Raw genomic sequence first — 26,829 nt, 5'->3', positions numbered from 1 at the left:
ATCAACCCTTCCATACGGGCTCGGCCAAGCCGAGGTGCGAGCGCATCGTGGTGCCGGTGTATTCGGTGCGGAACGCGCCGCGCTCCTGGAGCAGCGGCACCACCCGGTCCACGAACGTGTCCAGTCCGCCGGGCGTCGCCGGCGGTACGAGGACGAAACCGTCGGCGGCATCGGCTCGTACCAACGCGTCGAATTCGGCGGCGACCGCCTCCGGCGTGCCGACGAACCACCGCGGTCCGTGTGCCTCGATGACGGTCCGCCGGCCGCCGGACAGGCCCTCCTCGCGCGCGAGGGCCCGCCGCTTCTCCGCGACGGTCAGGACGTCGGCCGTCCTCGTCCGGCCCCGCGTCGGGGCCGGGTCCGGATCGATGCCGATGCCGATGTCGATGCCGGGAAGCGGCTCGCCCGGGTCGTAGGAGGAGAGGCCGACGCCCCGGACCCGCTCCCGGGCGCCGACCGCGCTCCGCGGCGCGTCCTGCGGCGCCTTCCGCTGTCGGCGGATCTCGACGGCCCGCTCCCGCGCCTCGGCGTCGGTGTCGCCGAGTACGAAGGTGACCACGGGCATGATCCTCAGTTCCTCGGGCGAGCGGCCGTACGCCGCGAGCCGCCCCTTCACATCGGCGTAGAACGCCCGCCCCGCCTCCAGCGCGCTCTCCCGGGAGCCGTGTCCTCCCGAGGGACAGTCCCCAGCGCCCCAGTCGGCGAGGACCACGTCGGCCGCGCGGGCCGCGAACTCCCGTCCCTCGGACGAGTCCCCGGCGTGGATGACCACGGGGTGCCCCTGCGGCGGGCGGGGCACGGTGAACTCGCCCGCGATGTCGAAGTGCAGACCGCGGTGCGCGAACGGGCGGGATGCGCCGTCGGGTGTCCAGGAGTCCCACAACTCCCGTGTCACCTCGACGAATTCGGCGGCGCGCGGGTAGCGGTTCGCCGGGTCCGGACGGCGGCGGAAGTTCTCCGTGGTGGGGGTGTCCGGCGACGTCTCCACGTTCCAGGCGGCCCGGCCTTCACTCAGATGGTCCAGCGTGGCGAGCCTGCGGGCGAGTTCGTACGGCTCGTTGGAGATCGCGTCGACGGTGGCGGCGAGCCCGAGCCGCTCGGTGACGGCGGCGAGCGCGTTGAGGACCGTGATCGCCTCGGGGCGGCCCAGGGCGTCCGGGTCACGGACGCTCCCCCGGTGTTCACGCGACCGCGGTCCCCCGGCGAGGAGGAGGAAGTCGAAGAGACCGCGCTCGGCGGTGCGCGCCAGTCGCTCGAAGGAGGCGAAGTCGATCGGGGCCCCGGAGCGGGGGCCGGTCCGGACGGTGGTGTCGCCGACGCCCGGGCAGCGGACGGCGAGATGCATCCGTCTGCGTACGGTCATCACGCTCCCCCCGCCACGGCGTACCGGTTGGCGGGCCGGGCGAGCCCCAGATGCTCCCTGAGGGTGCTGCCCGGATAGAAGGTGCGGAACAGTCCGCGGTGCTGGAGCAGCGCGACCGTCGCGTTGACGATCCGCTCCAGGTCGCGGCGCGGCTCGACGGGTGTGAGGTGGAAGCCGTCGACAGCGTCCGCCCGGTGCCAGGCGGCGATCAGTTCGGCGAGGCCGACGGGCCCGCCGCGGTACAGCGGGCCCCGCGCGGTCTGCCGGGGCCCGCCTCCGCCGTGGCCGGGCTCGGCCGCGCGCTCGCCGTCACCGAGGTCGACGCCGAGTCCGGCGAGCACGCGCAGATCGTCGGGGTCGCGCCCGAACGCGGCTGCCGCGTCCCGCAGTTCGGCGCGCACGGTACGGGCCTGGGCCGGGCCCGCGGTCCGTACCAGCGCCACATCCGCGTACCGGGCCGCGGTCCGCCGGGCAGGCCCCTCGGTCGCGTCGACCACCCGGACGGGGTGACCCTGCGGGGGCCGCGGCACGGTCGAGGGGCCCTTCACGGAGAAGGTGGCGCCCTCGAAGTCGACCTGGTGCAGCTTGTTCCGGTCGATGACGCGGCCCGTGGCCCCGTCGCACAGCTCGGCGCCGTCCTCCCGGCTGTCCCAGAGCCGCGCGGCCGCGTCGGCGACCTCTCCGGCCTCCTGCCACAGGGCCTCGACGGTCGGCAGGGACGTCACCTGGCCCGGCGGAGACGGGAGTTCGGGACCACGGTGGCCGAACAGCCGGGCCTCGGTCTCGGTCCTCGACACCTCGATCTGCCAGCCGGCCCGGCCACGGCTGACCCAGTCGAGGGTCGCGACGGCCGCCTGGACGTGGAAGGGCTCGGTGTGCGTTGTGGTGACGGTCGGCACCAGACCGATCCGGCCGGTGACGGGCGCGACCCGGGAGAGCACGGCGAGCGCGTCGAGTCCCGGACGCGCGAAGGTGTCCCCGAGCGTGACGAAGTCGAGGGCGCCGCGCTCCGCGAGCTGAGCCGACTCCACGAAGGAGGCGGCGTCATGGGCCGCCCGCCGGTCGAGGGCGGCGGCCAGGTGCAGGAGCGCCCGGCCGTGCGGTGCGGTCATCGGGTAGGGCCTTTCGGGGTGGGGGTCGGTGGGGGCAGTGGGGTCGGTGGGGGCAGTGGGGTCGGTGGGGGCAGTGGGGTCGGGAGACCGGCGGGGGCCTCCGGTCGGCTGTGACGGCGGTGGCTTCGGTGAACTCGGCTCTCTTCACGGGCGGTTGACGCTGTTCACCGTCGCGGAGAAGCACGGGACCGGGTTCAGAGGACCTTCGAGAGGAAGGCCCGGGTGCGCTCGTGTCCCGGCCGGTCGAGTACGTCGCCGGGGGTGCCCTGCTCGACGATGCGGCCGTCGTCCATGAAGACAACGGTGTCGGCGACCTCGCGGGCGAACCCGATCTCATGGGTGACGACGATCATCGTGGTGCCCTGGTGGGCCAAGTCCTTGATGACGTCGAGGACTTCACCGACCAGTTCGGGGTCGAGCGCCGAGGTCGGCTCGTCGAAGAGCAGCAGCTTCGGCTCCAGGGCGAGGGCGCGGGCGATGGCCACCCGCTGCTGCTGTCCCCCCGAGAGCTGCTTCGGGTAGGCGTCGGCCTTGTCGGCGAGCCCGACCCGGTCGAGCAGCCCGCGCGCGGTCTCGGCGGCGTCCTTGCGGGGGCGCTTCAGCGCGGAGACCGGGGCCTCGACGATGTTCTCCACCACCGTGAGGTGCGGGAAGAGGTTGAAGCTCTGGAAGACGAAGCCGATCCGGGTGCGCTGCCTGAGGATCTCGCGTTCGGGCAGTTCGTACAGCTTGTCGCCGGAGCGCCGGTAGCCGACGAGCGCACCGTCGACGCTGATCCTGCCCCGGTCGACCTTCTCCAGATGGTTGATGGTCCGCAGCAGCGTCGACTTGCCGGATCCGGAGGGGCCGAGGATCACGGTGACCTCTCCGGTCCGCACCGCGAGGTCGACGCCTTTGAGCACCTCCAGCGAACCGAAACGCTTGTGGACGGACTTGATGTCGACCATGACCGGTGGACCGGCCGTGGAGATGCTCATCGGGTGATCCCTTCGCGAAGTGTCGTTCTGCGGGGTGCCGGAGGGGCGTCAGGCCGCGACGCGACAGGACAGCGCCCGCAGGAAGGTGAGCGCGGCACGCGCCGTCGCGTCGTTCTGGCGGAAGGCCGGGCCGCCGGTGCGCGGCCGGGTGAAGGCGCCCGAGCCCCGGGCGTCGGTGTGCGGACCGAGCGCGAAACGCCGGGGGTGCGGGGTGCCGGACCGCTCCAGGACCCGTCCGTCGGCGGGGTCGACGGCGAGCAGGCCCTCGGGCGTCGCGGCGGCCCCGTCCGCGTACAGCTCGCGCAGCAGTGCGTCCCGCGTGCGCTCGACGGTGGGGTGCGGCAGCCGCGCCTCGACGAGCGCCCGGGCCTCGACAGTCGCGCCGGGCACGGTGACGCTGCCCGCCCGGAAGACCCCGCCCTCGGCGGCGACGGTCATGTCCGCGCCCAGGAATCTCAGGATTCCGGCCCGTGACAGGGCGAGCATCCGACGCAGCCGGGGGCCGGGCGGCCCCGACGCCACGCAACTGAAGAAGCCGTGCCACCACGGGCCGATGTCACCGAGCCGGACCAACTGCCCGTAGACGGAGAGCAGCCCGAGGAAGACGGCCAGGTCCGGACTGCGGGACGGGTCATGACGTCTCCTCAGATCGTCCTCGATGTACGTCCGCAGTCCGTCCTGGAGATCGTCGTACGAGGTGTGGCGCACCCCGTCGAGTGGACGGTCGAGCACGGTGAGGTCGAGGTGGTCGGCGGGGTCGGGCACGGCGGACGCGACCAGGGCCCGGATCTCGGCACCGGCACCGGCACCGGCACCGGCACCGGCACCGGCGTACTTCTCCTCGAAGTCCCTCCAGGCCATCCGGGTGCGCTCGGGGTGCGCCGTGAACAGACGGTGGTAGTGCGCGAACCCCAACTCCTTCTCGATCAGCGGCCACACGTCCCGCCGGAAGTCGATACCTCCGCCGCGGCGCGCGAGCAGCGCGTCGACCTCGGCGGGCCCGAAGAACCGTGGCAGCGGGGGGCGTTCGCCCTCCCAGCCGTAGCCGATCTTGGAGTGGTAGGGGACCCCGCGCCGGGAGCCGACGTACAGGATCGGCTCCCGCCCGGACGGCCGGTAGGTGTCGCCCTCGAACCGCCCGCCGCGCCCCTCGGTGAGCAGCACCATCAGGTCGACGAAGGCGAGCCCGAAGCCGCGGACCAGGACGGGTTCACCCGGCGCGAGGGCCGACAGGTCGCTGTCGGCGGTGAAGTCCGGCGGCAGATGGACCAGCCCGTGCTCGCGCGCGTACGTGGCCAACGTGCCCTGCTCAGCGTCGAGTTCGGCGTCGAGGTGGCCGATGGTCAGCACGACGAGGTCGGCGAGGAGCGGGCGGGAGCGGCCCTCCAGCCACACCTGCTGCCGGCCCTCGCGCGGTCCGCTCACCCGGTGGGCGCGGCACGCGTGACGGTGCACCCGGATGCCCGGCGGCAGGGCTTCCACGGCACGCTCGTACACCCATCGGAGGTAGGCGCCCTGCCGGGGCCGGTCCGCGAACGTGCGCCCGTCGAGGCCCGCCCACGCGTCGAGCGTGGGTCCTTCGAGCACCGGCCCGGCCATGTCGACCGTCTCGTCGGTGAACATCGTGACGTCCTGCGCCTCGGAGTTCATCCACAGCAGCGGTGACTGCTCCTCACGCCAGAGGCGTCCGGCACCCGGTGGATACGGGTCCACGACATGGATGTCGAGCCCCGAACCGTCGTACAGCTCGGGCGCGTTGGCCGCGATCCGCTCCAGGAGGCCGGTCCCCCGCGGCCCGGCCCCGACGATCACCAGGGAGGCGCGTCCGGCGCTCATCGGGTGCGCTCCGAACCGCGTGCGTAGCGCTTCTCGACGAAGTGCTGGCCGACGCCGAGGACCGAGGTGATGATCACGTACCAGAGGGTGGCCACCATCAGGAGCGGCATGACCTGGTAGGTACGGTGATAGACGAGCTGCACCGAGTAGAGCAGGTCCTGCACGGCGATGACGCTGACGATGGAGGTGCCCTTGAGGGTGCCGATCAGCATGTTCCCGGCCGGCGGCACGATCGAGCGCATCGCCTGCGGCAGCACGATCCGCCACCAGCGGCGCCATCGGCTCAGACCCAGCGCATGCGCGGCCTCGATCTGCCCGCGGTCGACGGAGAGGATGCCGCCGCGCACCACCTCGGCGGCATAGGCGGCTTCGTGCAGGGTGAGGCCGACGACGGCGACGGTCACGGGGCCGAGCAGATCGACCGTGCGGACACCGAGGATCTGCGGGTACAGGGCACCGATGTTGAACCAGAACAGCAGCTGGACCAGGATCGGCATCGACCTGAAGAGCCAGACGTACCCCCAACTCACCGCCCTGAGAACGGGGTTGGTGGACAGCCGGAACGCGGCGAGCAGGGTGCCGAGCGCGAAGCCGAGCGCCATCACGACCGCGGTCAGCCAGAGGGTGAGCCACAGTCCGCGCAGCACGGAGGCGGAGGTGAAGTAGTCGCCGACGACGTCCCACTGGAACGCGTCATTGCGGACTATGGAGTTGAGGGCGAGCCCGAGCAGGACCAGCACGGCGACGGCGGTGGCCCACAGGCCGGGACGGCGCCGCGGAACGATGTGCGGGGATGCCGCTTCGTCCGGTGCGGCGGCGATTTCGATGAGGGTGTCGGAGGACATGCGAAGGCTCCGTGATGCGTCGAGTCGAACACGGGTGCCTTCACACAGGCCACGCTGGGCGCCCGAGGACGCCGTACGGCCGAGCCCCTCAGCAGGGCCGTGGCACGAGAGTACGGGGGCGTTTCCCCTCGATGTCAAGGCTGTCCATAATGTGAGCCTTACGTCTCAGGTCAGTTGACGCACCAACGGATGCCTGTTCCACTTGGCCCATGCATTCGCAGCAGTGGCTGGTCAAGCGCTCCCACATCGACTTCGGTCGCGTGTGGTCCTCTTCCTGTTGAGCTGACCCCCTGCGCGCCCGTCAAAGACGGGCGCCCTCCGCGTTTCTCCTCTGTTTCGCCTCTTCCCCACGCCTTCACACGCGCACCCCTCCCCTCTCATTCCCTCCCTTTGCGCTTCTTTCCTCCCTGCCTCAGGAGATCGCCCACCATGCGTACGTTCTCGCGTACCCGAAACAGGCAATTTGCGTCATTTGTGCTCCTTACCTCCGCGACCCTGCTGGTCACCGCCTGCGGCTCGGGCACGGACAGTGGCGCCGGCGGAAGTACCGCACAGGCCGCGGCGCGAGCCGACAAGATTCCCGCCACGGACGTCGTTTCGCCGATCCGTAAGGATGCCCGCGCCGCCGAACTGCTGCCGGCCGGCACCCGTTCGCTCACCGTGGCGATCAGCGTGTCCGGTTCACCGCCGGGTACCTCCTACCTGGCGGACGGCAAGACGCTGACCGGGCAGGACGTCGACTTCGCCGACGCCGTGGCCAAGACCCTCGGCATCGAGCTGAAGCACGAGTCCGCGAGCTTCGAGGCGATCCTGCCGGCCCTCGACAGCGGCAAGTACGACGTCGGGGCCAGCAACTTCGGTGTCACGGACGAACGCCGCAGGACCATCGACTTCGTCACGTACATCAACGACGGCCAGGGCTTCGCCACCCGCGCGGACAGCAAGCTCTCGAAGATCACCGAACTCCGGCAGCTGTGCGGGCTGAACGTCGCGACCGCGGCCGGGACGACGTTCGAGGCGACTCTGGAGGCGAACAAGAAGGTCTGCCCCGAGGCCGGCGAGAAGGCGTACAAGGTGCAGACGTACAGCGAGCAGGGCGCCATCTGGTCCTCGCTGCAACAGGGCCGCAGCGATGTCGTGATGAGCACCATCAACGGTCTGCGCTACGCCGTCACCCACCAGCAAGGAGTCAGGTTCCTCAACGAGTTCCACCGCCTCGACGTGGGCTTCGCCTTCAAGAAGGGCAGCACGCTGGCGCCCGCCTTCCGCGCCGCCGTGAACAAGCTCATCGCCGACGGAACGTACGAGAAGATCCTCGCCAAGTGGGGCACGAAGGGCTCGGCCATCTCGACGTCGCGGATCTCCCCGCCGGAGCTGAAGGATTGAGCGCATTCCCCCGCTCGGAGCATCCCGTACCGGAGTGCTCCGAGCACCGGCGTCCCGTGCCGGGGCGCCCCGTCACCGCGCGCGGTCAGGACCTGCGGTCACAGCCCGCAGTCACAACACGAGCAGCACTCACAGCACTCGCAGCACTTGCACGCCTCGCAGCAACCGCAGTCGCAGTCACAGTTGTGCAGGCACCCTTCGCGCTTCTTGCGCGACCACGGCCCCTCGTACTCCTCGGCGCAGCACACCTTGCAGGTGCAGCACAGCCCGATGGCGGCGGCACAGCCGGCCCAGAATCCGCGCTTGCCGGGGTTCGGCGGCTGGACGGAGGGCCCACCGCCGAAGGGGTTGCCGCCTCCGACGTACGGATTTCCGCCGTGCTGAGGCGGCGGCCCGAAGGAGCCCTCGGGCCCGAGGAGGACCGCCGAACCGAGCGAACCGAGCGAATCGCGGGAGCCGTGGAAGTCATCCGGTCCGTGCGACCCGTGCGAAGTGGGCGAGCCGTGCGATCCGTCCGCCGCGTGTCCGCAGCCCGACGTCCCGAACGCGCGGTCCACCGAGCGGCCCAGTTCGTGGGCGAGCAGCACATGCGCCAGCCGGCTGTCGGTGAACTCGGCCTCCCGCAGGGCGAGCCGTATACCGTGCAGGGCGTCGTCGGCGAGCCGGCGGGCCTCGGTGAGCGAGGTCCCGGTGGCCGTGAGCGGGTTCCAGGCACCCGACGCGGCGTCAGTTTCCCTGTCCTCCACGGCGTCCAGCAGATGCGCGAGCCGCCCGAAGAGCCGGCCGGCCTCGGCCAGCGACTCGGCGTTGCCCGGGCGCCCCGCGAGGACGGCGGTGTGCGCGAAGGCCGCGGCGGTGGCGGTCTCGGTGGGTTCGGTGACCGTCAGCAACGGCGTTCCGGGCCCGGCGAGCGCCTCGATCCCGATCTGCCGGTCCACCGCGTCGACGAGCACGGCCGTGTCGAACCCGACGTCCGACCCCGTACGCGCCCCGGCCCTGCCCCAGCTCGCGGCCACCCGGCGCGCGGCGACCGCGACCGGCCTGCGCGCGAGGAGGCCGTCCCCGTCGGCGACGTGGTCGCGGACCTTCGCCGAGGCGAGCACCAGCGAGACGGCGGCGGCGAGCCGCGCTCCCTCGCCCTGCGCGACGGAGGCGGTCCGCATACCGCGCAGCGGACAGGGCCCCGCGGTGCGCCGCCATCCCGTCGAGCGCTCGGCCTGAGCCTCCGTCAAAACCGATATCAGCAGACCGTCATAGTTGGTGACGACCCGTGCGAACTGGCCGTGGTCCCCGCGCAGCGCGAGGCACAACCCACACAAATGCGCCATCCACTGCGTCTTGAGCCCTTCACCGAGCCGGTGACTGCATGGCCTCACGATTCCGAACACGACACTCCCCCGTGACACGTACGACGTTGAGCTGCGGCATCGTAGCGACCGTCCCGTTCACCCGTACGCACCGCCCGTCACCCGATCGCCGCGAGAAATCATATTTCACTCTCAGTCAGCAGCCGTACCCCGTACGACCCTTGGGGGACGCGGGCTCTCGACGGATTCGCTGTGCACCAGTACCGTCACGAAACCCCCGCGCGGCGTCTATCCACTTGGCGCGACATCCGCATCATGGACGACCATGGGGATGCGGAAGCACGAAAGACCGCTGTGAGAGGAGGCGTCCATGGGATCGGTGCGCAAGGCGAGTGCCTGGCTTGGCCTCGTCGACGACAACGATGACGAGCGTTACTACGACGACGATTACGCCGAGGGTCAGGACTCCGGCGATGCCTGGGTCACCGACCCGCGCGTGAAGGTTGCTTCCGAGACGGCGGAGGAGAAGGGCCGCCGGATCGGCACGGTCACCCCGGACAGTTTCCGGGACGCACGCGGGATCGGCGAACTCTTCCGGGACGGCGTCCCGGTCATCATCAACCTCACGTCCATGGAGGCCGCCGACGCCAAGCGCGTGGTGGACTTCGCGGCCGGCCTGACCTTCGGCCTGCGCGGCACCATCGAGCGGGTCGCGACCCGGGTCTTCCTGCTGACCCCGGCCAACACGGAGATCGTCAGCGGCGAGGCCGCGAGCCGTCGCCCGGACGGTTTCTTCAACCAGAGCTGAGGCAGGGCCGCTCACCGGCCCTGCCTTCCCGGGGCTTCACGAGCGGGGCCTTCACCTGAAGGCATCGAGCCCGGTGAGCGCCTTGCCCAGCACGAGCTGATGCATCTCGACGGTGCCCTCGTAGGTGAGCACCGACTCCAGGTTCGTGGCGTGCCGCATCACGGGGTACTCGAGCGAGATCCCGTTGGCGCCGAGAATCGTGCGCGAGGTACGGCAGATCTCGATGGCCTCTCGTACGTTGTTGAGCTTGCCGAAGCTGACCTGTTCGGGACGGAGCCGTCCCGCGTCCATGCGGCGACCCAGGTGGTGGGCGAGCAGGATCCCCTTGTGCAGTTCGACGGCCATGTCGGCGAGTTTGGCCTGGGTGAGCTGGAAGCCGCCGATCGGTCGCCCGAACTGCTCCCGTGTCTTCGCGTACGCCACGGCGGACTCGAAGCTGGATCGTGCGGCGCCCATCGCGCCCCACACGATCCCGTACCTCGCGTGCGAGAGGCAGACGAGCGGACCCTTGAGGCCGACGACGTCGGGCAGGACGGCGTCGGCCGGCAGCCGTACGTCGTCGAGGACCAGCTCACTGGTCACGCTCGCCCGCAGTGACCACTTGTGCTTGATCTCGGGGGCGGAGAACCCGGGCAGGTCGGTGGGCACGACGAATCCGCGGATGCCGTCGTCGGTCTGCGCCCAGACGACGGCGACTCCGGCGACGGAACCGTTGGTGATCCACATCTTGCGCCCGTTGAGGACCCAGTCCCCGCCGTCGCGCTTGGCGTACGTGCGCATGGAGCCGGGGTCGGAGCCGTGGTCGGGCTCGGTCAGTCCGAAGCACCCGATGATCTCGCCGGAGGCCATGCGCGGCAGCCAGGTCCGCTTCTGCTCCTCGCTGCCGAACCGGTGGATGGCGTACATCGCGAGGGAGCCCTGGACCGAGACGAGCGAACGGATCCCGGAGTCGGCCGCTTCGAGCTCCAGACAGGCGAGGCCGTACTGCACGGCGCTGGCTCCGGCGCACCCGTATCCCTGGAGCGACATGCCGAGGGCGCCGATTCCGCCCAGCTCACGTGCGAGTTCCCGGATTCCGGGCAGCTCGCCCTTCTCGTACCAGTCGGCGATGTACGGCAGCACCCGGTCCGCGGCCCAGGTCCGCACGGTGTCGCGGATGGCCAGGTCCTCCGCGTCGAGGAGGTCGTCGATCCCGAGCGGATCGGCGGGGTCGAAGGGCGGGAGCTTCGAGGACGCGGACATACTTCAGCCTCCGGCAAGGTGAAAACTAGCACCGCTAGTCAAAAGTCTCGACCCGACGTTACGACGCAGTGTCCCGCAAGTCCAGGCACCTTCTCGCGACGGCCCGACGGGGAGACCTAGGCGGTGACGCGGGTCTCGGCGACGTCCCGGGGTGCCGGGATCCCGGCCGGGCCCGTCGCGGGTGCCCCGCAGTCCATGACCCGCGGCAGCCGCAGCGCCAGCACGGCGCCGAGCAGCAGCAGCCCCGCGCTCACCAGCAGGGTCACGTGCAGTCCGTGCACGAAGGAGTCCCGGGCGGCGTGCCGCAGGGCGCCACCGGACGTTCCTCCGAGTCGATCGGCGACCTCGTACGCCTCACCCAGCGAGTGCCCCGCCGCCGTCGAATCGGCCGCCGGTACGCCCGGGACGGACGACAGCCCGGGCGCGTACGCCGCGTTCATCACACTCCCCAGCAGGGCGATCCCTATCCCCGCGCCCAGCTGGTACGAGGTCTCGCCGATCGCCGCGGCGCCGCCCGCCTGGGCCTGCGGAGCCTCGCTCAGCATCGACTCGTACGCCCCGAAGAGCGTGGTCTCCAGGCCGAAGCCGAGCAGCACGAAGCCGAAGAGCAGCAGCCCGGTGTTGTCGTTCGCGCCCATCGCGGTGAGCGTGACCACGGCGGCCGCGGTGAGAGAGAACCCGAAGCAGACCATCGCGCGCGGCCCGAACCGCCGCAGCAGTTTCGCCCCCGCGAGCCCGGCGGCCATCGCCGCGACGGTGAGCGGCAGCAGCCGCAGCCCGGTCTGGAGCGGTGACAGGCCGAGCACGAGTTGCAGGTACTGCGCGGCGATCAGTTCGAGCCCGACCAGGGCGAGCATGGCCAGGACGATGCATCCCACCGACGTGCTGAAGGCGGGACGCGCGAACATGCGCAGATCGACCAGCGGGTGCGCGCGCCGCCGCTGCCGCCGCACGAAGCCGGCCATCATCACACCGCCGATGAGCAGCGGCCCGAGGGTGAAGGGGCTGAAGGGCGCCTCGCCGCCGCCGAGGCGCTTCACGCCGAGGACGAGTCCGAACAGGCCGGCGGCGGCCATGAGCGCCCCCACCACGTCCCAGGGACCGTCGCGGTCACCGCGGGACTCGGGCAGCAGCAGCCGTCCGACCGGCAGGCTGACGATCATCAGCGGGATGTTGATGAGGAAGACCGATCCCCACCAGAAGTGTTCGAGGAGGAAACCGCCGAGCAGGGGACCGATCGCCGCGCCGACGGCGGCGACCGCGCTCCAGATGCCGATCGCGAGCGCCCGCTCGCGCCGGTCGGGGAAGACCTGGCGCAGGATCGACAGCGTGGCGGGCATGATCATCGCGCCGCCGACCCCGAGGAGGGCGCGGGCGCCTATCAGGACCTGGGCGTTGTCGGCGAGGGCCGCGACGCCGGAGGCGACGCCGAAGAGGGCGTAGCCGAGGAGGAGGACACGCCTGCGGCCGACGCGGTCACCGAGCGTGCCGAAGAGGATGAGGAGCGAGGCGCAGACAAGCGGATAGACGTCGACGATCCAGAGCAGTTCTATCGCGCCGGGCCTCAGGTCCTCGGTGACGGCGGGCACCGCGACATGGAGCACGGTGGCGTCGAGGGCGACCAGCAGCAGGCTGACGCACAGAACGACGAGGACGACCCAGCGGTTGGCACCGGCCCCGGTCTCCCGACGGCATCGCGCAGCGGCCGTGGTCGTCCCGGACATGTACGTACCTCCAGAGGTTCCCTCGCGATCGGCGGATCCGCAGGGTGGGGACTCCCTGGGGCTGCGGCCCGAAGAGCGGAATCCCGGGCCCACGCAACAAAGGCGAGTGAGCCGTCAGCGTACGCGAGTTCTCGCCGATGACGCGTGGCGGACCTCTCACGTTCTCCTGGCCGGGCGTGTGGCGTACGCCACGCTCCCCACGCCCCTTCACGCAGCGCGCGGCCGGTCCGGTTCCGGGGTCCGCCGATAATCGAGCCCGTGACCGATCTCGAGACGCCTGTCGCGACGCCGCCCCGCGCGAGCCCCCTGCGCCGCGCCGCACCCGCCCTCCTGGGGTACGCGGCCGTGCGCGCCCTGGGCCTCGTCGCCCTCGCCGTGTGGAGCGCGGCGAACGGCAAGAGCGCCCACACGCTGCTGTCGGCACGCTGGGACTCGCTCTGGTACACCCGGGTCGCCGAGCTCGGCTACAGCTACGAGGTCCGCCTCCCGAACGGTGACGTGCACGCGAACCTCGCGTTCTTCCCGCTGCTGCCGTGGCTGGAGCGACTCGTGTCGGCGGTGACGCCACTGTCGTACGCGGACGCGGGCCTGCTGGTCACCGCGGTGGCCTCGCTCGCCGCGGCGTGGGGGATCTTCGCGGTGGCCGGCCACGTCCACGGCCGCCGGGCCGGGGTGTGCGCCGTGCTGGTGTGGGCCGTGCTCCCCGTCGGCATCGTGCAGTCGATGGCGTACAGCGAGTCACTGTTCACGGCGCTGGCCGCGTGGTCGCTGTACGCGGTGCTGACCGGCCGCTGGCTGACGGCGGGCCTGCTCGCGGCGCTCGCCGGGCTGACCCGGCCGGTGGGGGTCGCGGTGGTCGCCGCCCTGTGGGTGGCGGCGATTACCTCGTTCGTGGGAGAACACCGGCGGGACGGAAGCACACCTTGGAGGGACGGCGCACGCGCGTGGCGGCGCGCCCTCGCCATGATCATCGCGCCGCTCGGCGCCGCCGGTTACGTGCTGTGGGTGGGTCATCGCACGGGCAAGGGCCCGCTCGGCTATCTCGACGTCCAGGCGGGCTGGCGCAACGGCTTCGACGGCGGTTACGCCTTCGCCCGCTTCGTGGCCGAAAAGTTCACGTCCTTCCCGTCCGCCCTGGCCGGGGTCGCGCTGATCGTCGGGGTCGCGCTGATCATGTGGCTGTACGTGACGTGCGTACGGCAGGGACAGCCGCCGGCGCTCCTGGTCTACACGGGGGTCGTCGTCGCGCTCGCCCTGTGCGCGTCGAGCTACTTCGGCTCGAAGCCACGCCTCCTGCTGCCCGCCTTCCCCCTCCTGCTGCCTCTCGCGACGGCCCTGGCGCGGCTGCGTACATCCAGGTCAGTGCTGGTTCTGGGGAGCGTCGCGGTGGCCTCGGCGGTCTACGGGGCCTTCTGGCTGAACGGCTCGGGACCTCCCTGACCGGCCCGGCGACACCCGCGCCCGGGGCCGGTGAGCGGCCGGAGAATTCCACACCATCATTCGGTGAACGAATATATAAGTGCCATAAAACCGAAGCCGCGAGAGATCATTGGAATTGAAGGCTCCGCGCGCCGAGGATTAGAGATTCATTGGAAATGAACATGATCCTGAGAGGAATCCCACATCACATCGTCATCACAAACCGAGTGAATCGGCCTGGAACGCAGCTCACTCGCTGTAACGTCGATTGAGTGCGTACCGAACGAAACCTCACCCGTCTGGACCGGGTCTTCGCCCGGCTGGACCGTGAGCCGGAACGACCGGCCCACATCGATGTGCCGAAGATGAGTCGGCACAGGGTTGTCCTCTTCGCGGCGACCCTGGCCTTCTACCTGGCGATCGTGTGGGCCGTGGCGATCACGTCGTGGCTGGTCCGGTTCGACTGGCAGGTCATGTTCTTCCGGCCCTATCAGCAGTGGCCGGAGATCCACGCGTTCCTGGACTACTACGTGGTCCTCGGCCAGCGCGGCCCCACCGCCGTGATGGTCGCCGCCTGGCTGGGCTGGCGCTCCTGGCGGCAGCACACGCTGCGCCCGCTGCTCACCCTGGGCGCGTCCCTGCTGCTGCTCAACATCACGGTCGGCGCCGCGAAGCTCGGCATGGGCCGTCTCGGCCCGCACTACGCCATCACGATCGGCTCGAACGAAATGGGCCTGGGCGGCGATATATTTCCGTCGGGCCACACCGCCAACGCCGTCGTGACCTGGGGAATCCTGGCCTATCTGGCGTCGACCCCGAGGGCCAGACGCTGGCTCTCCGCACTGTCCGCCGTGACCTCCCTCGGCGTCGGCCTCACCACCGTGTACCTGGGTACGCACTGGCTGAGCGACGTCCTGCTGGGCTGGGCGGCGGGCCTCCTGATCCTGCTGGCGCTGCCCTGGTGCGAGCCGCTGATCGCCCGCGCCGAGGCCTGGATCTTCGCGCTGCGCGACATCCTGCGCTCCCGTCCCGGTGCAACCGCGCCCGCACCGGCGCCGTCGCCGGTCGGCGCACCGGTCATGGCCACGCGCCCCGCCCCCGTGGACGGCGACGTGCCGGCCCGCGATCCGGTCGCGTCCCGTCCGACCAGAGCCCCCGTCCACCTGGCTCCGGGCCCGCACACCGCCCGCTCGGAGCGCACCCCGGTGACGCCGGTGGGCAGTCGTCGCCCGCCGCACGCGGACCGTGCGCGCGGGGCCACGGCCGTCTCGGCCCGCCCGCTGACGGGCGGCTGAAGACTGCGGGGCCGGTACGCACACCCTCGCCCCGCACCGCGAAGGCCCCCGCTCGACGAGCCGGGGGCCTTCGCACATCCCGTCCAGGCGCCCGCTCGGCGCCGGCGCCTGCACGTCACAACGGGCGCATCTCCCGCCGCGGCCGGGCGCTCAGCCCTTCCAGCAGCGCGTCACCCTGCCGTCCCTGACCTCGAAGTTCAGCCGCCCCACGAGGTATTCCATCGTGATGATCGCGCCGGGCGGCAGCGAGCGCACCGAGGACCAGCCGTGCTCCCGCGCACGTTCCTCCGCGCTGCTCACCTCCAGTCCGACATAGCTCTCCGGACTGTCCTGCGGCTCTGTGTGTGAGGGGTGAATGGGTGCCATGACCGCCACGTTAGGCGGAGCGCCCCGGCCGTGGAAGCCCGATCGGCGACCAACCGTCCCCTGTCCCCCGCCGGTCACACTTCTGTCACAGGATCACGACACACGTTTCGCCGAACTCCGTCACACGTATGAGGGGTTGCCCACGTGTTCCGCACGCCTTCGAACGTAATTCGGAGTCATCCCGAGAGCATCCCGAATAGCCCTGCGGAATGCGCGGAACCATACATTCGATGGCGCCTTTCCTTTCAGGTCCGCTCCGATTCCGCCGCGTACCGCGAAATCTGACGCCGCATAGGAAAAACACGCTCCGGACACAGAACCCCCGCATGATCTCCGTCGGCACCCCCAGGGTCCGCTACGGCGCGCGGACCGTGTTCGGCGCCCCCTGGGATCCCGGCCTCTCCAGCGCCCGGGACAGCCGGTCGCGAGCCGTCCTGATCGCGTCGGCGAGCTCGGCGGGTTCCAAGATCTCGAACTCGAAACCCATCAGCATCACGTGAATGACCATGACGTCGAGGCTCGCCGCCCCGGTGCGCAGAACGCAGCTGTCCGTCCCGGAGGCCTCCAGGGTCCCGGTCGAGGGTGAGATCCGCGCGGCGGCCTCCTCCAGCGGCACGAGCAGCCGGACGACGGCGTTCGTGGCGTACGCGCGGGTGGAGACGCCCTTGGAGACGTACTCGGCCAGATTCTCCGCCGGTGGGGTACGGGGCGTGAAGCGCGGTCCGTGCGGCGGCCTCGGCGTGACGCGGTCGGCCCGGAACGTACGCCAGTCGTCGCGGTCCACGTCCCAGGCGACCAGGTACCAGCGGTGCTCGGTGCACACCAGCCGGTACGGCTCGACGGTACGGCGCGACGAGGAGCCCTCGTGGTCGCGGTACTCGAAACGCAGCCGCTCGCTGTCGCGGCAGGCGTTGGCCAGCTCGGTCAGGACGGCGGGGTCGACGGCGGAGGGCTGCGGACCGCGCAGCATCGGCACGGTGAAGGCGTTCAGGGCGCCGACCCGGCGGCGCAGCCGGCTCGGCAGGACCTGCTCCAGCTTGGCGAGGGCGCGTACGGAGGACTCGCCGATGCCCTCGATGCCCTGCCCGGCCGCCGTGCGCAGTCCGACGGCCACGGCGACCGCCTCGTCGTCGTCCAGGAGCAGCGGCGGCAGCTCGGCCCCCGCGCCGAGCTGGTAACCGCCGCCCGTACCCGGGCTGGCGTTGACGGGATAGCCCAGCTCGCGCAGCCGGTCCACATCACGGCGGACCGTGCGCGGGGTGACGCCCAGCCGCCCGGCGAGGTCCGCGCCCGACCATTCGCGGTGGGCCTGCAGCAGTGAGAGCAGGCGCAGCAGTCGTGCGGATGTCTCCAACATGCGGCCGAGTCTGCCAGCCCTTGCGGACAGCCACTGTCCGCAAGGACCTCACGGACGGTAGGCGATCTGCGGTACGTCGAAGCAGGTCGCGTTCATGTCGCCCTGGGAGACCCACCCCCGGCCGTCGCGCCAGCGGGCCACCGAGAGACAGGTCCGACGCGTCGCCGGCGGCTCGCTCAGTCGTTCGTACGTGACGGGAATCAGGAGCCCACCCGCGGTGTAGGGCTTCCCGCGGTCCATGAACGCGTCGACGCACGCCCGCGTGACGCCGGCCGGAGCGCAGGACCTCGCCGCGTCCGTGAACCACCGCGCCGCCGCCCACCCTTCCAGCTGCCACTGGGAATGGGTCTTCAGTCCCTTCGTCGCGTCGCGGAACTCCCGTACGGCGGGATCGCCGACGTCCTCGTAGTCGCGGCTCGACCCCGTGGCCCACAGCGCGTTGCGGCAGCGCGGCGCGTCCTTGTAGTCCTCGGGCACGGTGGACGTCCAGTTCTGGACGTTGGTGACCTTGGCGATGACATGGGCGCCGACGTCGTCCATGGCCTTGCAGAGCTGGGCGTTGCCGTGGGTGTCGATGGCGTCGAAGACGAGATCGGCGCCCTGTTCCTTCAGGTCGGCCGCGGCGGCACGGAAGTTGGGCAGTGCGAAGTCGACCTGTTCGGTGACGACCCGGTAGCCCTCGGCCTTGAGCCCCTGGGCGACGAGCCGGGCGTAGGCGGCGGAGGCGGACTGGTTGTAGGAGACGACGGCGGCGGTGCGGGCGCCCTGGACGCGCTTGAAGTAGCGGTAGACCTCGGTGCCGCCGTACAGCCTGCCGTTCCAGCCGGGGGTGCCTGCGCGCGGCGCGAGGCTGCCGTAGATCCCGTAGAGGTGCGGATAGGTGTCGTACGCGGGCCCGATGGGCTGACCGCCGATGTCCGGCACGCGCGCGTGGGACACCCGGGAGGCGCCCGCGTAGTCGAGGGCGGTGGTGGCGACGAGGGCGACGACCTTGTCCTCGTCGACCAGCCGGTGCACGCACGCGTTGTTGCCGACACCGCTGCCGCCGTCGTCGCACAGCCGCACCTCGACCGGCCGCCCGTCGATGCCGCCGCGGGCGTTGAGCCGCTCGAAGTAGGCCTTGGCCCCGTCACGCGGTCCGGTGAAGGCGGAGCCGCCGACGGGGCTGGTGGCGCTGCTGATGACGCCGACGCGGATCGGCTCGGCGGCCGGCCGGGATGTGGGCGTGGCGCGGTTCTCGAAGTCGCTCTCGGGGAGCCGGCTGCCGCAGGCCGTGCCCAGCAGGAGCAGCAGGCCCGCGACGGCGGCCCCGGTCGCTGTGCGCCGCACCGCTGCTCAGCAGCCCGGGGCAGCGCTCGAGGATGCGTCGCCGCTCAGCTGGACCAGCGCGCAGAGCGTGTTGACGGAGACCTTCCAGGTGCCGTCCTGCTCGACGGCCGTCCCTGAGGCGTTCGGCAGGGCTGTGGCGCCCTTCAGGGTCAGCGTGTAGGTCACGTTCGCGTCGGTCGGCGAGGTGAACTCGATCTTCTCGACGTTCGCCTTCACCTGCTGACCGCGCTGGTCGCCGTTGAAGCCCTGCAGCACCTGCGCCATCTGGTCGCCGTTCTCCAGAACGGCCTGCTTGTCCTTCGTGGAGACGGCCGGGTCGAAGAACTTCTCCCAGTTCTGCTTGATCTCCTTCTCGGCCGCCGCCGGGTCGGCCGGGGCCGTGGCGCTGGGCTGTGCGCTGGTGGACTGATCGACGGAGGGTGTGGGCGGAGCGGTACTCGCACCGCCGCTGTCGTCGCTGCATGCCGTGAGGGCCGCGGCGAGGACGAGAACCGCCGTCGCCGCCACCCCCCGGATGTTCCCTCGCCTGAGGTCGCTCCCGAGAACCATCTGGCTCACCACCGGGTGTCGGACCGGGCCATGTGCGCCCGGTGCTTTCAGGGTCAGCTTCCAGAAGGCATAGTGCAAGCCATTGGCTGACATGGACAGATACACGACGTGTGGGAGTCCGGATGCGGACAGCTCGACTGCGGACCGTGCACCCCGTCCTGTGGGCCGGCTGGGCCGCGCTCGCCGCCGGGGCGGTGCTGTGCGTCATCGGCTGGTACGGCATCTCCGGCGAGCGGTACGCGGAACGTCAGCTGCCCTACCTCGCCTCCTGCACCGTGCCCGGTGCCGCGCTGATCATCGCCGGCGCGGTGCTGCTCACGCACGGCAGGAACGCGCTGGCGGCGGCCCGCGTCGAGGAGCTGTACGGGCTGCTGGTGGCCGCCGGGCCCGCCGACGCCGAGGATTCCGGACAGGTGGCGGCCGCCCCTCTCGCAGTCAGCGGCGACCTCCTGATGGTGCCCGGCGGCACCCTGTACCACCGCGCGGACTGCCCCTTGGTCGCCGGGAAGCCGGAGGCCGTACCGGTGGACTCGCGCGTCCTGGCGAGCGGTGACCTGGGCCCGTGCCCGATCTGTGAACCGGACGCCGACGACGACCCCGTCGGCGAGAGGCCCTCCCCCGCCGCCGGTGGGCCGCCCCTCGCCGAGCGTCCGTCCGCCCTCGAACGGCCCTCCCCGCACGATCGCCCGTCCGCCCCCGAGCGGCCGCCCGCCCCCGGTCGCCCGCCCACCGCTCCGGACGACTGATGGCGTCGCTGACGTACGACCTCACCCTCGCCGGTCTCTCGGTCGGCAGTGCCGCCGCGCTCACCGGGATCGGGCTGATCGTCACCTACCGCGCCACCGGTGTGCTCAACTTCGCGCACGGCGCGATCGCGATGGTGTGCGCGTATCTGCTGCGCCAGTTCACGGTCGAGTGGGGCTGGCCGCTCGCCCTCGGCGCCTCGGTGACCCTGCTGCTGGTGGCACCGGCCCTCGGCATGGCCCTGGAGCGCTTCGTCTTCCGGCCGCTGTCCCTGCTCGGCGGCGACCCGGCGCAGACCCTCGTCGCGTCCATCGGTGTCTTCGTGCTGCTGGTCGGCGGGGCGGCGCTGGTGTGGGGCACCGGGGCGCGGGCCGACGCGCCGACACTGGTGTCGGCGGATCCGTGGGGGCAGCTGGCGGTGGCCGTCGCACTGGCCGTGGGCGTGGGCGCGGTGACGCGCTGGACCCGCTTCGGCACGGAGCTGCGGGCCGTCGTCGACGACCGCTCGCTCGCGGTGCTCGGCGGGATCGACGCGGACCGGGTGGCCGCGGCGGGCTGGGCCTTCGGCTCGTTCACGGCGGGCCTGACGGGCGTGCTCCTCGCGCCGTACGTGCGGCTCGACCCGTACGGCATGCCGCTGCTCGTCATGGAGGTGATGGCGGTCGCGGTGGCCGCCCGGATGCGTAGTCTCCCGGTCGCCGTCCTGGTCGCCCTCGGCATCGGCGTCGCCCAGAGCCAGCTGACCCGGCTGCACCCATCGGGCTGGGCGGAACCGCTGCTCCAGGCGGTCGGCGCCAACCTCTTCGTGGTGGCGCTGCTGGTCGCCGCGCTCGTCCTGCCCGGCATCGGCACCCGCGACGCGCTCCCGCGTACGGCGACGGCCCGCGTGACCACGCCGCCCGGGGCCTGGGCCGTGGCCGTGGTCCTGTTCCTGCTGCCCCTCGGTTTCGCGGGCTCGGACCTGCACACCTCGGTGCAGGTGCCCGCGCTCGGTGTCGTCCTGCTGTCCCTGGTCGTCGTCACCGGCCGCGGCGGCCAGATCTCGCTGGGGCAGGCCGCGTACGCCGGTCTGGGCGCCCTCTTCACGGCGCTGCTGGCGGCGGGCCGGTTCCCGGGGGTGCCACGGCTGCCCGAGCTGGCCGCGCTGGCGGTGGCCGTGCTCCTGGTGGCCCCGCTCGGCGTGCTGACCGGGTGGCCGGCCATCAAACGGCACGGCCTGGCGCTCGCGGTGGCCACCTTCGCGGTGGGCGTGGGCGTCAGCCGCTTCGTCTTCGCCCAGCCGTACGCGGTGGCCGGCCTGGCCCTGGACCGTCCGGCCGGATTCGACGGCGACCGCGCGTACTACGTCCTCGAACTCGTCCTGCTGGCCGCCGCGCTGCTCGCGGCGCACACACTGCGCCGGGGCCGGACGGGCCGCGCCCTGGCCGCCATGCGTGACCACGAGGCGGGCGCGTCGGCGGCGGGCGTCCGCGTCCCGGCCCTGAAACTGACCGCGTTCGTCGCGGGGGCCGCGCTGGCCGCGCTGGGCGGCGCCATGCTCGGCATGGGCCTGCGCGCCTTCGACGCCACCGCGTACGACCCCGTCCGCGGTCTGCTCTGGTTCGCGGCGGTCGTCGTGCTCGGAGCCGACAGCGTCCTCGGCGCGCTCGTCGCCGCGGCTCTGCTGGTCGGGCTCGACGCGGGGGCCCGCGGCGGAGTGGCGGCGGCCCTGATCGGTGTCCTCGCCGTCCTCGTCGGCCGCTTCCCCGAAGGCCCCTACGAGGCCCTGCGCGCGGCGGCGTCCCGGCTTCGGCTCCGCCGCGGGGCGACCCTGACACCCTTGGGCGCGCGCGTCCGCCGGCACCTGCGCCGGGCGGACCGGGCCCGGCCCGGGACGCTCGTGCCGCGGGCCGTCACGGGGGCGAAGGCATCGGTCGACGGGGGGCGGGGCGTACCAGGGGCATCCGGGCGGCTGCTCCCCGAGTCGCCCGACTCGCCCGACTCGCGCGGTCCGGGCGAGGAGGCCTACGGGCCGGGGCGCCCGCCGTCCTCGTCGCCTCCGCCTCAGGGTGCGCACCCGACACGAGAGTCACGCCCGGCACAGCAGTCGCGCCCGGCCCGACCGGCGCCTCCGACACCCGCGGCCACCGCCGCGCCGCCCGCCGGTGCTCCTCCGGCGGCACCGGCCGGTTCTCCCCACGGTCCGCCCCGTGCCGAATCCCCGGGCCCCCCGGTACCGGCCGCGCCTCCGAGCCGGCCCGGCGCGACGAGGCCGGCCGAGGACGGCGCCCGGCGCCCCGCCCGGACCGCGTCGCGGCCGCTGGCCGCCCGTCGGCTCCACGTCGGCTACGGCGGGTTCACCGCTCTCGACGGGGTCTCTCTCGACATCCCGCCGGGCCGGGTCACCGCGGTCGTCGGACCCAACGGCGCGGGGAAGAGCACCCTGTTCCACTGTCTGGCGGGGACCCTGCGTCCCTCGGACGGACAGGTGCTGCTCGGGGGGCGGGACATCACCCGTCTCGCGGCGCACGCGCGGACGCGGCTCGGGATCGCGCGGACCTTCCAGGAGCTGGCGGTCTTCCCGTCGCTGACCGTGGCCGAGAACGTGCGCGTCGGCGCCGAGCAGGGGCGGATCGCCGATCCGGGGGCGGTGGAGCGGGCGTTGCGGCTGCTCGCGCTGGACGGGCCGGTCAGGTCGCTGCCCGCGGCGGGGCTGCCGACCGGGACGCTGCGGCGCGTCGAACTGGCCAGGGCGCTCGCCGGGAGCCCCCGGGTGCTGCTGCTCGACGAACCCGCGGCCGGCCTCGACACCGGCGAAGTCGACGCGCTGGCCCGCGTGCTGCGGGCGCTCGCCGCGGACGGCATGGCCCTCCTGGTCGTCGAGCACGATCTCGATCTGGTCGCCGACCTGGCCCACACCGTGCACGTCATGGCGGCCGGACGGATCGTCGTCTCTGGGCCCGCCGACCGCGTCCTGGACCCGCGGACCGGCGGATGAGCATCGCCCTGCGGCACGCGCGCGTGCGCTACGGCCCCCTGGAAGCCCTGCACGGCGTCACCCTGGTCGCTCCCGGCCCCGGCCTCACCGTCCTGCTGGGCCGCAACGGCTCCGGCCGTACGACCGCGCTGCGCGCCCTCGCCGGAACCGTCCCGCTGTCCGCGGGCGCCGTCGTCTGGGACGGCGCCGACGTGACGCGTGTGCCCGCGTTCGAGCGGGCCCGGCGCGGGCTCTGTCTCGTCCCGGAGCGCCGGGCCGTGTTCGGTTCGCTGACCGTCCGCGAGAACCTGGAGCTCGCGGCGGCCGACCTCGCGGCCGCCCTGGACGCCTACCCGCAGCTGGCGCCGCTCCTCCCCCGCCGCGCCGGCACCCTCTCCGGCGGCGAACAGCGCATGCTCGCCCTCTCCCGCGCCCTGCTGACACACGCGCGCGTGGTGCTCGTCGACGAACCCGCGCAGGGCATGTCGCCGGCGGTCGCGGCCCGGACGTACGCGTTGCTCGGCGCTCTCGACGCGTGCGTGGTGATCGCCGAGCAGCGACTGCCGCCGGGGCTGCGCGAGCGCGCGGGCCGGACGACGTACGTCCATGAACTGCGCCGTGGCGCGGTCGTGTTCAGCGGAGAGGCGGCCGAGGCGGCGGCGCGGCGCGAGGGACCTCAGGGGCGGGGGGCGGGCCGAACAGGGCGGGGTCCGTGGCCCGGGCGCCGCCCGCCGCCCACGGGATGACGAGCCGGGCGCCCGGCTGAAGCCGGTCCGGACGGACCGGGTTCAGCCGGTCCGGACCGCCGCGGGGCGTCTACGGGATGACGAGCTGTGTGCCCGGGTTCAGCCGGTCCGGACTGCTGCCGATCTTCTTCTTGTTGGCCTTGTAGAGAGCCTGCCAGCCGCCCTTGACCCGGTACTTGCGGGCGATCGACGAGAGCGTCTCGCCCGTCTTCACCACATGGACGCGGACCTGCAGCGCGTACTTCTTCGAACAGGCGGGCCAGGCACCCCATCCCTGGACGGCCAGCACCTTCTTGGCCACCTTGATCTGCTCCGCGCGCGTGGCGAGATCTGCGCGGGGAGCGTAGGTCAGCCCCCCGAACGCGATCCAGGTGGGCTGCCAGAACTGGAGCCCGCCGTAGTAGCCGTTCCCGGTGTTCGCGTGCCAGCGCCCGCTGCTCTCGCACTCGGCGAGACAGCCCCAGGGCCACTCGTCGTCCGCGCAGTCGTAGGACACCCGGGCCGTCCGGGAACCCGGAAGCGGGGACGACGGCACGGCGGACGCGTCCTGGGGAACGAGAGCGGCCAGCACCGCGGCGACCACGGCCGCGTACCGGACTCGTCTGCTCGACAGCCCGGACACGGTCCACGTGGTCGGCAGGGTCCGCCTGGTCGGAATGGTCGGCATGGGAGGCATCGGGCCACGCTAAGCAGCCCGTCCCGCCCGTCGGCCCAGCCGCGCCCGGCACGCCCAGGGCCCCACCCGGTCGGACGACCGGGCGGGGCCCCGTGCCCGGGACGAGGGGGAGCGCGGCTCAGATGTCGAGCCGCTGCCCGGGCACGATCAGGTCGGGATCACCGCCGATGACGGCCTTGTTGGCGGCGTAGATCTTCCGCCAGGTGGTCCCGTGCCGCGCGGCGATGGCGCTCAGGGTGTCGCCGTCGCGGACGGTGTAGTCGCCGCGGCCCGAGCCGCGGTCGGTGTGGCCCGGCGGACGGGCCGGCGTCTTCGCCGGCTCCTGCTTCGTCGGGGCGGACCTGGGCGCCGAGTCGGTTGTCGACCTGGGCGCCGACTTGGTGGTCGCCGATCCTGTGGCCGGCCCGGCCCCCGAGGAGGCGGGCGCGTTTCCGTAGGCCCCGGCGCGGGCCGAGCAGGTGGGCCAGGCCCCCCACCCCTGTGCGCTCTGGACCTTGCTCGCGACGGCGATCTGCGCGCTCCTGGACGCCTTGTCGGCGGTCGGCGCGTAGGCCGTGCCGCCGTACGCGCGCCAGGTGCCGGCGGAGAACTGGAGCCCTCCGTAGTAGCCGTTGCCGGTGTTGATGTGCCAGTTGCCGCCGCTCTCGCACTGGGCGATGCGGTCCCACACTCCACTGTCGGCCGCGGCGGCGTCGCCGGTCGCGGCGAGCAGTCCGAGCGGGGCGAGCAGCGCCGCCCCGGTGAGGACCGCCGTCGTACGCGTTTTGTTCGCCGTACGAGCCTTGTGACTGTTCTCGTGAGTGCTGTCGGCACATGCGGACATGTAATTCCCTCTCGAAACACCCGGGGTCCCCCAGGACGGGACGCGGCTGCCTGCGTGTAGGACGCGGCCGTCGCGCTCCGCCCCCGTCCGCCGAAGGCTGTGCTGTGGTCCGGATGTGGTTCGGCCGGCGGACGTACCCGAGCGGTGCTCTGTGCACACGGTGCAGGAATCTATGGAGCCGGGCGCCCCGATATCAACCAACTCTTTGTCATTCGAGGCCAGTTAGCCGTTACCGCGGGTATCATCGATTTTCAGCCACCCACTTCATTGGGTGATTTCCGGATTTGTCGACCTGCTCCCCTTGTGATCTGTGACCCACTTCACCCAATCAACTTCCTCTGGACTCCTGGAAGTTGACTCGGAGTAACCGATTCCGGGGGTGACTTCACCCTGGGCGTCGGATGGTTCGATTCCGTTCGCTCTCGAGCGTGACTCCGGCCACAGATCACCCGTTGACATCTTCATGAGCCGGGAACCCCCGATTCATGGGCCGGGAGCCACCCGGCACCGCCACGCACCGCATCCCGAGGAGCCACCGTGCCGCGCATGCTCGACGTCAGCGACGACGTACGCGCCGAGATCGGCGACGAAGAAGCCGACCGGCTGCTCGCCGGAGAGAACGCCCCCGGCAGTTACGACTGCACGTCGTGCCGCACCCCGGGCGACTCGGAACAGGAGCGCACCAGCACCGTCCTGTTCATCGGCGACGAGACCGCCGTCCTCGCCTTCGCCCACGCCACCTGCCTGCCCTCGCAGGTCGTACAGGTCACCGAGGAACAGCTCCAGGGCGCCGTCCGCTCGATCCACCCCGACGGCGCTCCCGCCGACACCGGACCCGAGCAGGCCGTGCTCGGTGTCACCAGCGGACTCGTGCTGATCAACGGCGAGTTGCACCCGGCGCTCGTCGTCGAACCGACCGGGCCGATCGTGCGCCCCGGCTCGACCGACATCGGCGACGACTTCCTGCCGCTGCTGATCGAGCAGGGCTTCATGCCCGCGACCGAGCTGAACTCGGTGCCGCCGGTCCTGCACGGCTGGTCCGTGCTGCTCGCCATGGGTCAGCTGCACGCCGTGCTCCAGCCGGGCACCGGCGGCGGCTCGCAGGTCGCCTGGTGGCAGGCCCACCAGGCGCTCCAGGTCACCGAGAGCTGGCGCGCCGCCGCCAACAAGCACCAGCAGGTGCTCCTGTTCGCGGCGCCGGTCGGCTCGATCGGCCGTCAGCCCCGGGAGGACCTGCTGCGCGACGCCCTCGACAAGGCGGCCGCCAACGGCAAGCTGGTCGCGGCCGCGATGCCCCTCGCCGGTACGTGAGGGCACGGCGCCGCGCGAGCGCTCGGCGGAGTCGGCCGGGAAACCCGGGGCACGGGGTCGGCACCGACTGCCGGCGGGTTGTCCGCACGGTTCCCCGCGCCCCCGTGCGCGCCGCACGCTCCGGGTGACCCGCGAAATGACCGTGTGGGCCGCATCCGTTGGTTGGTGGGGTCGTTGGCACGTACGTGCACACCTACGACGCCCACCGCCACCGGCCCTTCCAGCCGGTCCCTCCCTCGGGCTCCCCCCTCCGTGCGAGCAGAGAGGTGCCGGCGTCGCGACCGGTGCAGGACACTCGGGGCGGCCCCTCACCCACGCCGATCTACGACGCGCTCTACGCCGAGTGGGTCAGATCCTTCAGGACGCTGCCCGGCGACCGGCACGGCGAGGAGGAGCTGGGGTTCACGGCTTTCGGGAGCCTCGGACGCGGTGCGAACTCGTACAGCGCGTCGAGCACCTACAGCTCGTACAGCGCGGGGGCGCACACCGCACGGCAGATCGCCGCGCAGCACGGACCCACCACGACGACGACCGCTGTCTGGCAGCCGGGCGCACGCCAGCACGGCACCGGGATGCACCACATCCCGGCCGCGCTGCCGCCCGCACCACGCAGGGGTCTGTGAACAGCGAGCTCTTGAGCGGCGACGCGTGAGGGGCG

21 protein-coding genes and 2 pseudogenes are annotated in these 26,829 nt (G+C 72.1%); 9 read left to right on the top strand and 14 right to left on the bottom strand.

The features are described from left to right. Position 1 precedes the first annotated feature (1 nt). The 5 genes from ABZX90_RS29865 to ABZX90_RS29845 all read right to left on the bottom strand — a co-directional run bounded on the left by ABZX90_RS29865 (position 2) and on the right by ABZX90_RS29845 (position 6,133). The gene (locus ABZX90_RS29865; protein WP_355209853.1) at positions 2-1,363 is read right to left on the bottom strand and encodes an NtaA/DmoA family FMN-dependent monooxygenase; all 1,362 of its coding nucleotides are present in this window, start codon (positions 1,361-1,363) and stop codon (positions 2-4) included. Further along, entirely contained in the window at positions 1,363-2,475 is a 1,113-nt protein-coding gene (locus ABZX90_RS29860) for an LLM class flavin-dependent oxidoreductase (RefSeq protein ID WP_355209850.1), read from the bottom strand. The genes ABZX90_RS29865 and ABZX90_RS29860 overlap by 1 nt, the downstream gene beginning before the upstream one ends. Before the next feature lie 194 nt (positions 2,476-2,669). Continuing rightward, positions 2,670-3,452: an amino acid ABC transporter ATP-binding protein gene (locus ABZX90_RS29855; protein ID WP_355209847.1), complete on the bottom strand. Its 783-nt coding sequence runs from the start codon at positions 3,450-3,452 to the stop codon at positions 2,670-2,672. A 48-nt stretch (positions 3,453-3,500) separates the two neighbouring features. Beyond that, on the bottom strand, positions 3,501-5,288 hold the full coding sequence (locus ABZX90_RS29850; RefSeq protein WP_355209844.1) for an FAD/NAD(P)-binding protein: 1,788 nt from the start codon (positions 5,286-5,288) through the stop codon (positions 3,501-3,503). Then, a complete protein-coding gene (locus tag ABZX90_RS29845) occupies positions 5,285-6,133 on the bottom strand; it encodes an amino acid ABC transporter permease (RefSeq protein ID WP_355209841.1) in 849 nt (282 codons plus the stop codon). Before ABZX90_RS29845 ends, ABZX90_RS29850 begins: the two co-directional genes overlap by 4 nt. 429 nt (positions 6,134-6,562) lie before the next feature. Between ABZX90_RS29845 and ABZX90_RS29840 the strand changes: the two genes are divergently transcribed. Continuing rightward, a complete protein-coding gene (locus ABZX90_RS29840; RefSeq protein WP_355209838.1) occupies positions 6,563-7,519 on the top strand; it encodes an ABC transporter substrate-binding protein in 957 nt (318 codons plus the stop codon). A gap of 98 nt (positions 7,520-7,617) precedes the next feature. Here ABZX90_RS29840 and ABZX90_RS29835 read toward each other — a convergent pair whose 3' ends face one another. Next, positions 7,618-8,907, bottom strand: coding sequence for a DUF5685 family protein (locus ABZX90_RS29835; protein WP_355209835.1), 1,290 nt, complete (start codon positions 8,905-8,907; stop codon positions 7,618-7,620). A 289-nt stretch (positions 8,908-9,196) separates the two neighbouring features. Here ABZX90_RS29835 and sepF point away from each other — a divergent pair, with 289 nt between their 5' ends. Next, positions 9,197-9,634 carry a cell division protein SepF gene (gene sepF / locus ABZX90_RS29830; protein ID WP_351129854.1) on the top strand — a complete coding sequence of 146 codons (438 nt, stop codon included), beginning with the start codon at positions 9,197-9,199 and terminating at the stop codon, positions 9,632-9,634. Positions 9,635-9,685: 51 nt separating this feature from the next. Here the strand turns inward: sepF and ABZX90_RS29825 are convergent, their stop codons facing one another. Beyond that, positions 9,686-10,876, bottom strand: coding sequence for an acyl-CoA dehydrogenase family protein (locus tag ABZX90_RS29825; RefSeq protein WP_351129856.1), 1,191 nt, complete (start codon positions 10,874-10,876; stop codon positions 9,686-9,688). A 116-nt stretch (positions 10,877-10,992) separates the two neighbouring features. Beyond that, positions 10,993-12,600, bottom strand: coding sequence for an MFS transporter (locus tag ABZX90_RS29820; protein WP_351129859.1), 1,608 nt, complete (start codon positions 12,598-12,600; stop codon positions 10,993-10,995). 258 nt (positions 12,601-12,858) lie between these two features. On the opposite strand from ABZX90_RS29820, the gene ABZX90_RS29815 reads away from it, so the two are divergent. Together ABZX90_RS29815 and ABZX90_RS29810 are read left to right on the top strand one after the other, a co-directional pair. Continuing rightward, on the top strand, positions 12,859-14,040 hold the full coding sequence (locus ABZX90_RS29815; RefSeq protein WP_355209830.1) for a glycosyltransferase family 39 protein: 1,182 nt from the start codon (positions 12,859-12,861) through the stop codon (positions 14,038-14,040). A 251-nt stretch (positions 14,041-14,291) separates the two neighbouring features. Beyond that, positions 14,292-15,314 (top strand): phosphatase PAP2 family protein, encoded by a 1,023-nt coding sequence (locus ABZX90_RS29810; protein ID WP_355209827.1) that lies wholly within the window; start codon positions 14,292-14,294, stop codon positions 15,312-15,314. Positions 15,315-15,464: 150 nt separating this feature from the next. Here ABZX90_RS29810 and ABZX90_RS29805 read toward each other — a convergent pair whose 3' ends face one another. The 4 genes and pseudogenes from ABZX90_RS29805 to ABZX90_RS29790 form a co-directional block, all read right to left on the bottom strand. Beyond that, positions 15,465-15,680 (bottom strand): I78 family peptidase inhibitor, encoded by a 216-nt coding sequence (locus tag ABZX90_RS29805; protein ID WP_351129867.1) that lies wholly within the window; start codon positions 15,678-15,680, stop codon positions 15,465-15,467. A 403-nt stretch (positions 15,681-16,083) separates the two neighbouring features. Next, positions 16,084-17,037 (bottom strand): annotated as a pseudogene (locus ABZX90_RS29800) (YafY family protein); the annotation flags it as partial. A 48-nt stretch (positions 17,038-17,085) separates the two neighbouring features. After that, positions 17,086-18,366 (bottom strand): ABC transporter substrate-binding protein, encoded by a 1,281-nt coding sequence (locus ABZX90_RS29795; protein ID WP_355209824.1) that lies wholly within the window; start codon positions 18,364-18,366, stop codon positions 17,086-17,088. Positions 18,367-18,372: 6 nt separating this feature from the next. Beyond that, positions 18,373-18,927: a hypothetical protein gene (locus ABZX90_RS29790; protein WP_355209962.1), complete on the bottom strand. Its 555-nt coding sequence runs from the start codon at positions 18,925-18,927 to the stop codon at positions 18,373-18,375. Positions 18,928-19,037: 110 nt separating this feature from the next. Here ABZX90_RS29790 and ABZX90_RS29785 point away from each other — a divergent pair. The 3 genes and pseudogenes from ABZX90_RS29785 to ABZX90_RS29775 form a co-directional block, all read left to right on the top strand. Continuing rightward, positions 19,038-19,511: pseudogene (locus ABZX90_RS29785) on the top strand (hypothetical protein); the annotation flags it as partial. 149 nt (positions 19,512-19,660) lie between these two features. After that, positions 19,661-22,636 carry an ATP-binding cassette domain-containing protein gene (locus ABZX90_RS29780; RefSeq protein ID WP_355209821.1) on the top strand — a complete coding sequence of 992 codons (2,976 nt, stop codon included), beginning with the start codon at positions 19,661-19,663 and terminating at the stop codon, positions 22,634-22,636. Further along, positions 22,633-23,361: an ATP-binding cassette domain-containing protein gene (locus tag ABZX90_RS29775; protein ID WP_355209818.1), complete on the top strand. Its 729-nt coding sequence runs from the start codon at positions 22,633-22,635 to the stop codon at positions 23,359-23,361. Before ABZX90_RS29780 ends, ABZX90_RS29775 begins: the two co-directional genes overlap by 4 nt. Before the next feature lie 70 nt (positions 23,362-23,431). Here ABZX90_RS29775 and ABZX90_RS29770 read toward each other — a convergent pair whose 3' ends face one another. Then, entirely contained in the window at positions 23,432-24,037 is a 606-nt protein-coding gene (locus ABZX90_RS29770; protein ID WP_355209815.1) for a transglycosylase family protein, read from the bottom strand. A gap of 118 nt (positions 24,038-24,155) precedes the next feature. Further along, complete coding sequence (locus tag ABZX90_RS29765; protein ID WP_351129879.1) at positions 24,156-24,860, bottom strand: transglycosylase family protein; 705 nt, start codon at positions 24,858-24,860, stop codon at positions 24,156-24,158. Between the two features lie 537 nt (positions 24,861-25,397). Between ABZX90_RS29765 and ABZX90_RS29760 the strand changes: the two genes are divergently transcribed. Both ABZX90_RS29760 and ABZX90_RS29755 read left to right on the top strand, forming a co-directional pair. After that, on the top strand, positions 25,398-26,171 hold the full coding sequence (locus ABZX90_RS29760; protein WP_351129881.1) for a hypothetical protein: 774 nt from the start codon (positions 25,398-25,400) through the stop codon (positions 26,169-26,171). 284 nt (positions 26,172-26,455) lie between these two features. Next, entirely contained in the window at positions 26,456-26,794 is a 339-nt protein-coding gene (locus ABZX90_RS29755; RefSeq protein WP_355209811.1) for a hypothetical protein, read from the top strand. The last annotated feature ends 35 nt before the right edge of the window (positions 26,795-26,829 follow it).

This window comes from Streptomyces sp. NPDC002935 (assembly GCF_040611295.1).
Classification (GTDB): domain Bacteria; phylum Actinomycetota; class Actinomycetes; order Streptomycetales; family Streptomycetaceae; genus Streptomyces.
The sequence above is the reverse complement of the archived record's forward strand: the minus strand, read 5'-3'. Positions and strand labels throughout refer to the sequence as shown.

What these genes read in the sequence shown, in the direction of transcription:
- ABZX90_RS29780 (WP_355209821.1), top strand. Translation starts at nt 19,661, where the DNA reads ATGGCGTCGCTGACGTACGACCTCACCCTCGCCGGTCTCTCGGTCGGC.
- ABZX90_RS29860 (WP_355209850.1), bottom strand. Translation starts at nt 2,475, where the DNA reads ATGACCGCACCGCACGGCCGGGCGCTCCTGCACCTGGCCGCCGCCCTC.
- ABZX90_RS29765 (WP_351129879.1), bottom strand. Translation starts at nt 24,860, where the DNA reads ATGTCCGCATGTGCCGACAGCACTCACGAGAACAGTCACAAGGCTCGT.
- ABZX90_RS29845 (WP_355209841.1), bottom strand. Translation starts at nt 6,133, where the DNA reads ATGTCCTCCGACACCCTCATCGAAATCGCCGCCGCACCGGACGAAGCG.
- ABZX90_RS29820 (WP_351129859.1), bottom strand. Translation starts at nt 12,600, where the DNA reads ATGTCCGGGACGACCACGGCCGCTGCGCGATGCCGTCGGGAGACCGGG.
- sepF (WP_351129854.1), top strand. Translation starts at nt 9,197, where the DNA reads ATGGGATCGGTGCGCAAGGCGAGTGCCTGGCTTGGCCTCGTCGACGAC.
- ABZX90_RS29775 (WP_355209818.1), top strand. Translation starts at nt 22,633, where the DNA reads ATGAGCATCGCCCTGCGGCACGCGCGCGTGCGCTACGGCCCCCTGGAA.
- ABZX90_RS29850 (WP_355209844.1), bottom strand. Translation starts at nt 5,288, where the DNA reads ATGAGCGCCGGACGCGCCTCCCTGGTGATCGTCGGGGCCGGGCCGCGG.
- ABZX90_RS29805 (WP_351129867.1), bottom strand. Translation starts at nt 15,680, where the DNA reads ATGGCACCCATTCACCCCTCACACACAGAGCCGCAGGACAGTCCGGAG.
- ABZX90_RS29825 (WP_351129856.1), bottom strand. Translation starts at nt 10,876, where the DNA reads ATGTCCGCGTCCTCGAAGCTCCCGCCCTTCGACCCCGCCGATCCGCTC.
- ABZX90_RS29865 (WP_355209853.1), bottom strand. Translation starts at nt 1,363, where the DNA reads ATGACCGTACGCAGACGGATGCATCTCGCCGTCCGCTGCCCGGGCGTC.
- ABZX90_RS29770 (WP_355209815.1), bottom strand. Translation starts at nt 24,037, where the DNA reads ATGCCTCCCATGCCGACCATTCCGACCAGGCGGACCCTGCCGACCACG.
- ABZX90_RS29840 (WP_355209838.1), top strand. Translation starts at nt 6,563, where the DNA reads ATGCGTACGTTCTCGCGTACCCGAAACAGGCAATTTGCGTCATTTGTG.
- ABZX90_RS29855 (WP_355209847.1), bottom strand. Translation starts at nt 3,452, where the DNA reads ATGAGCATCTCCACGGCCGGTCCACCGGTCATGGTCGACATCAAGTCC.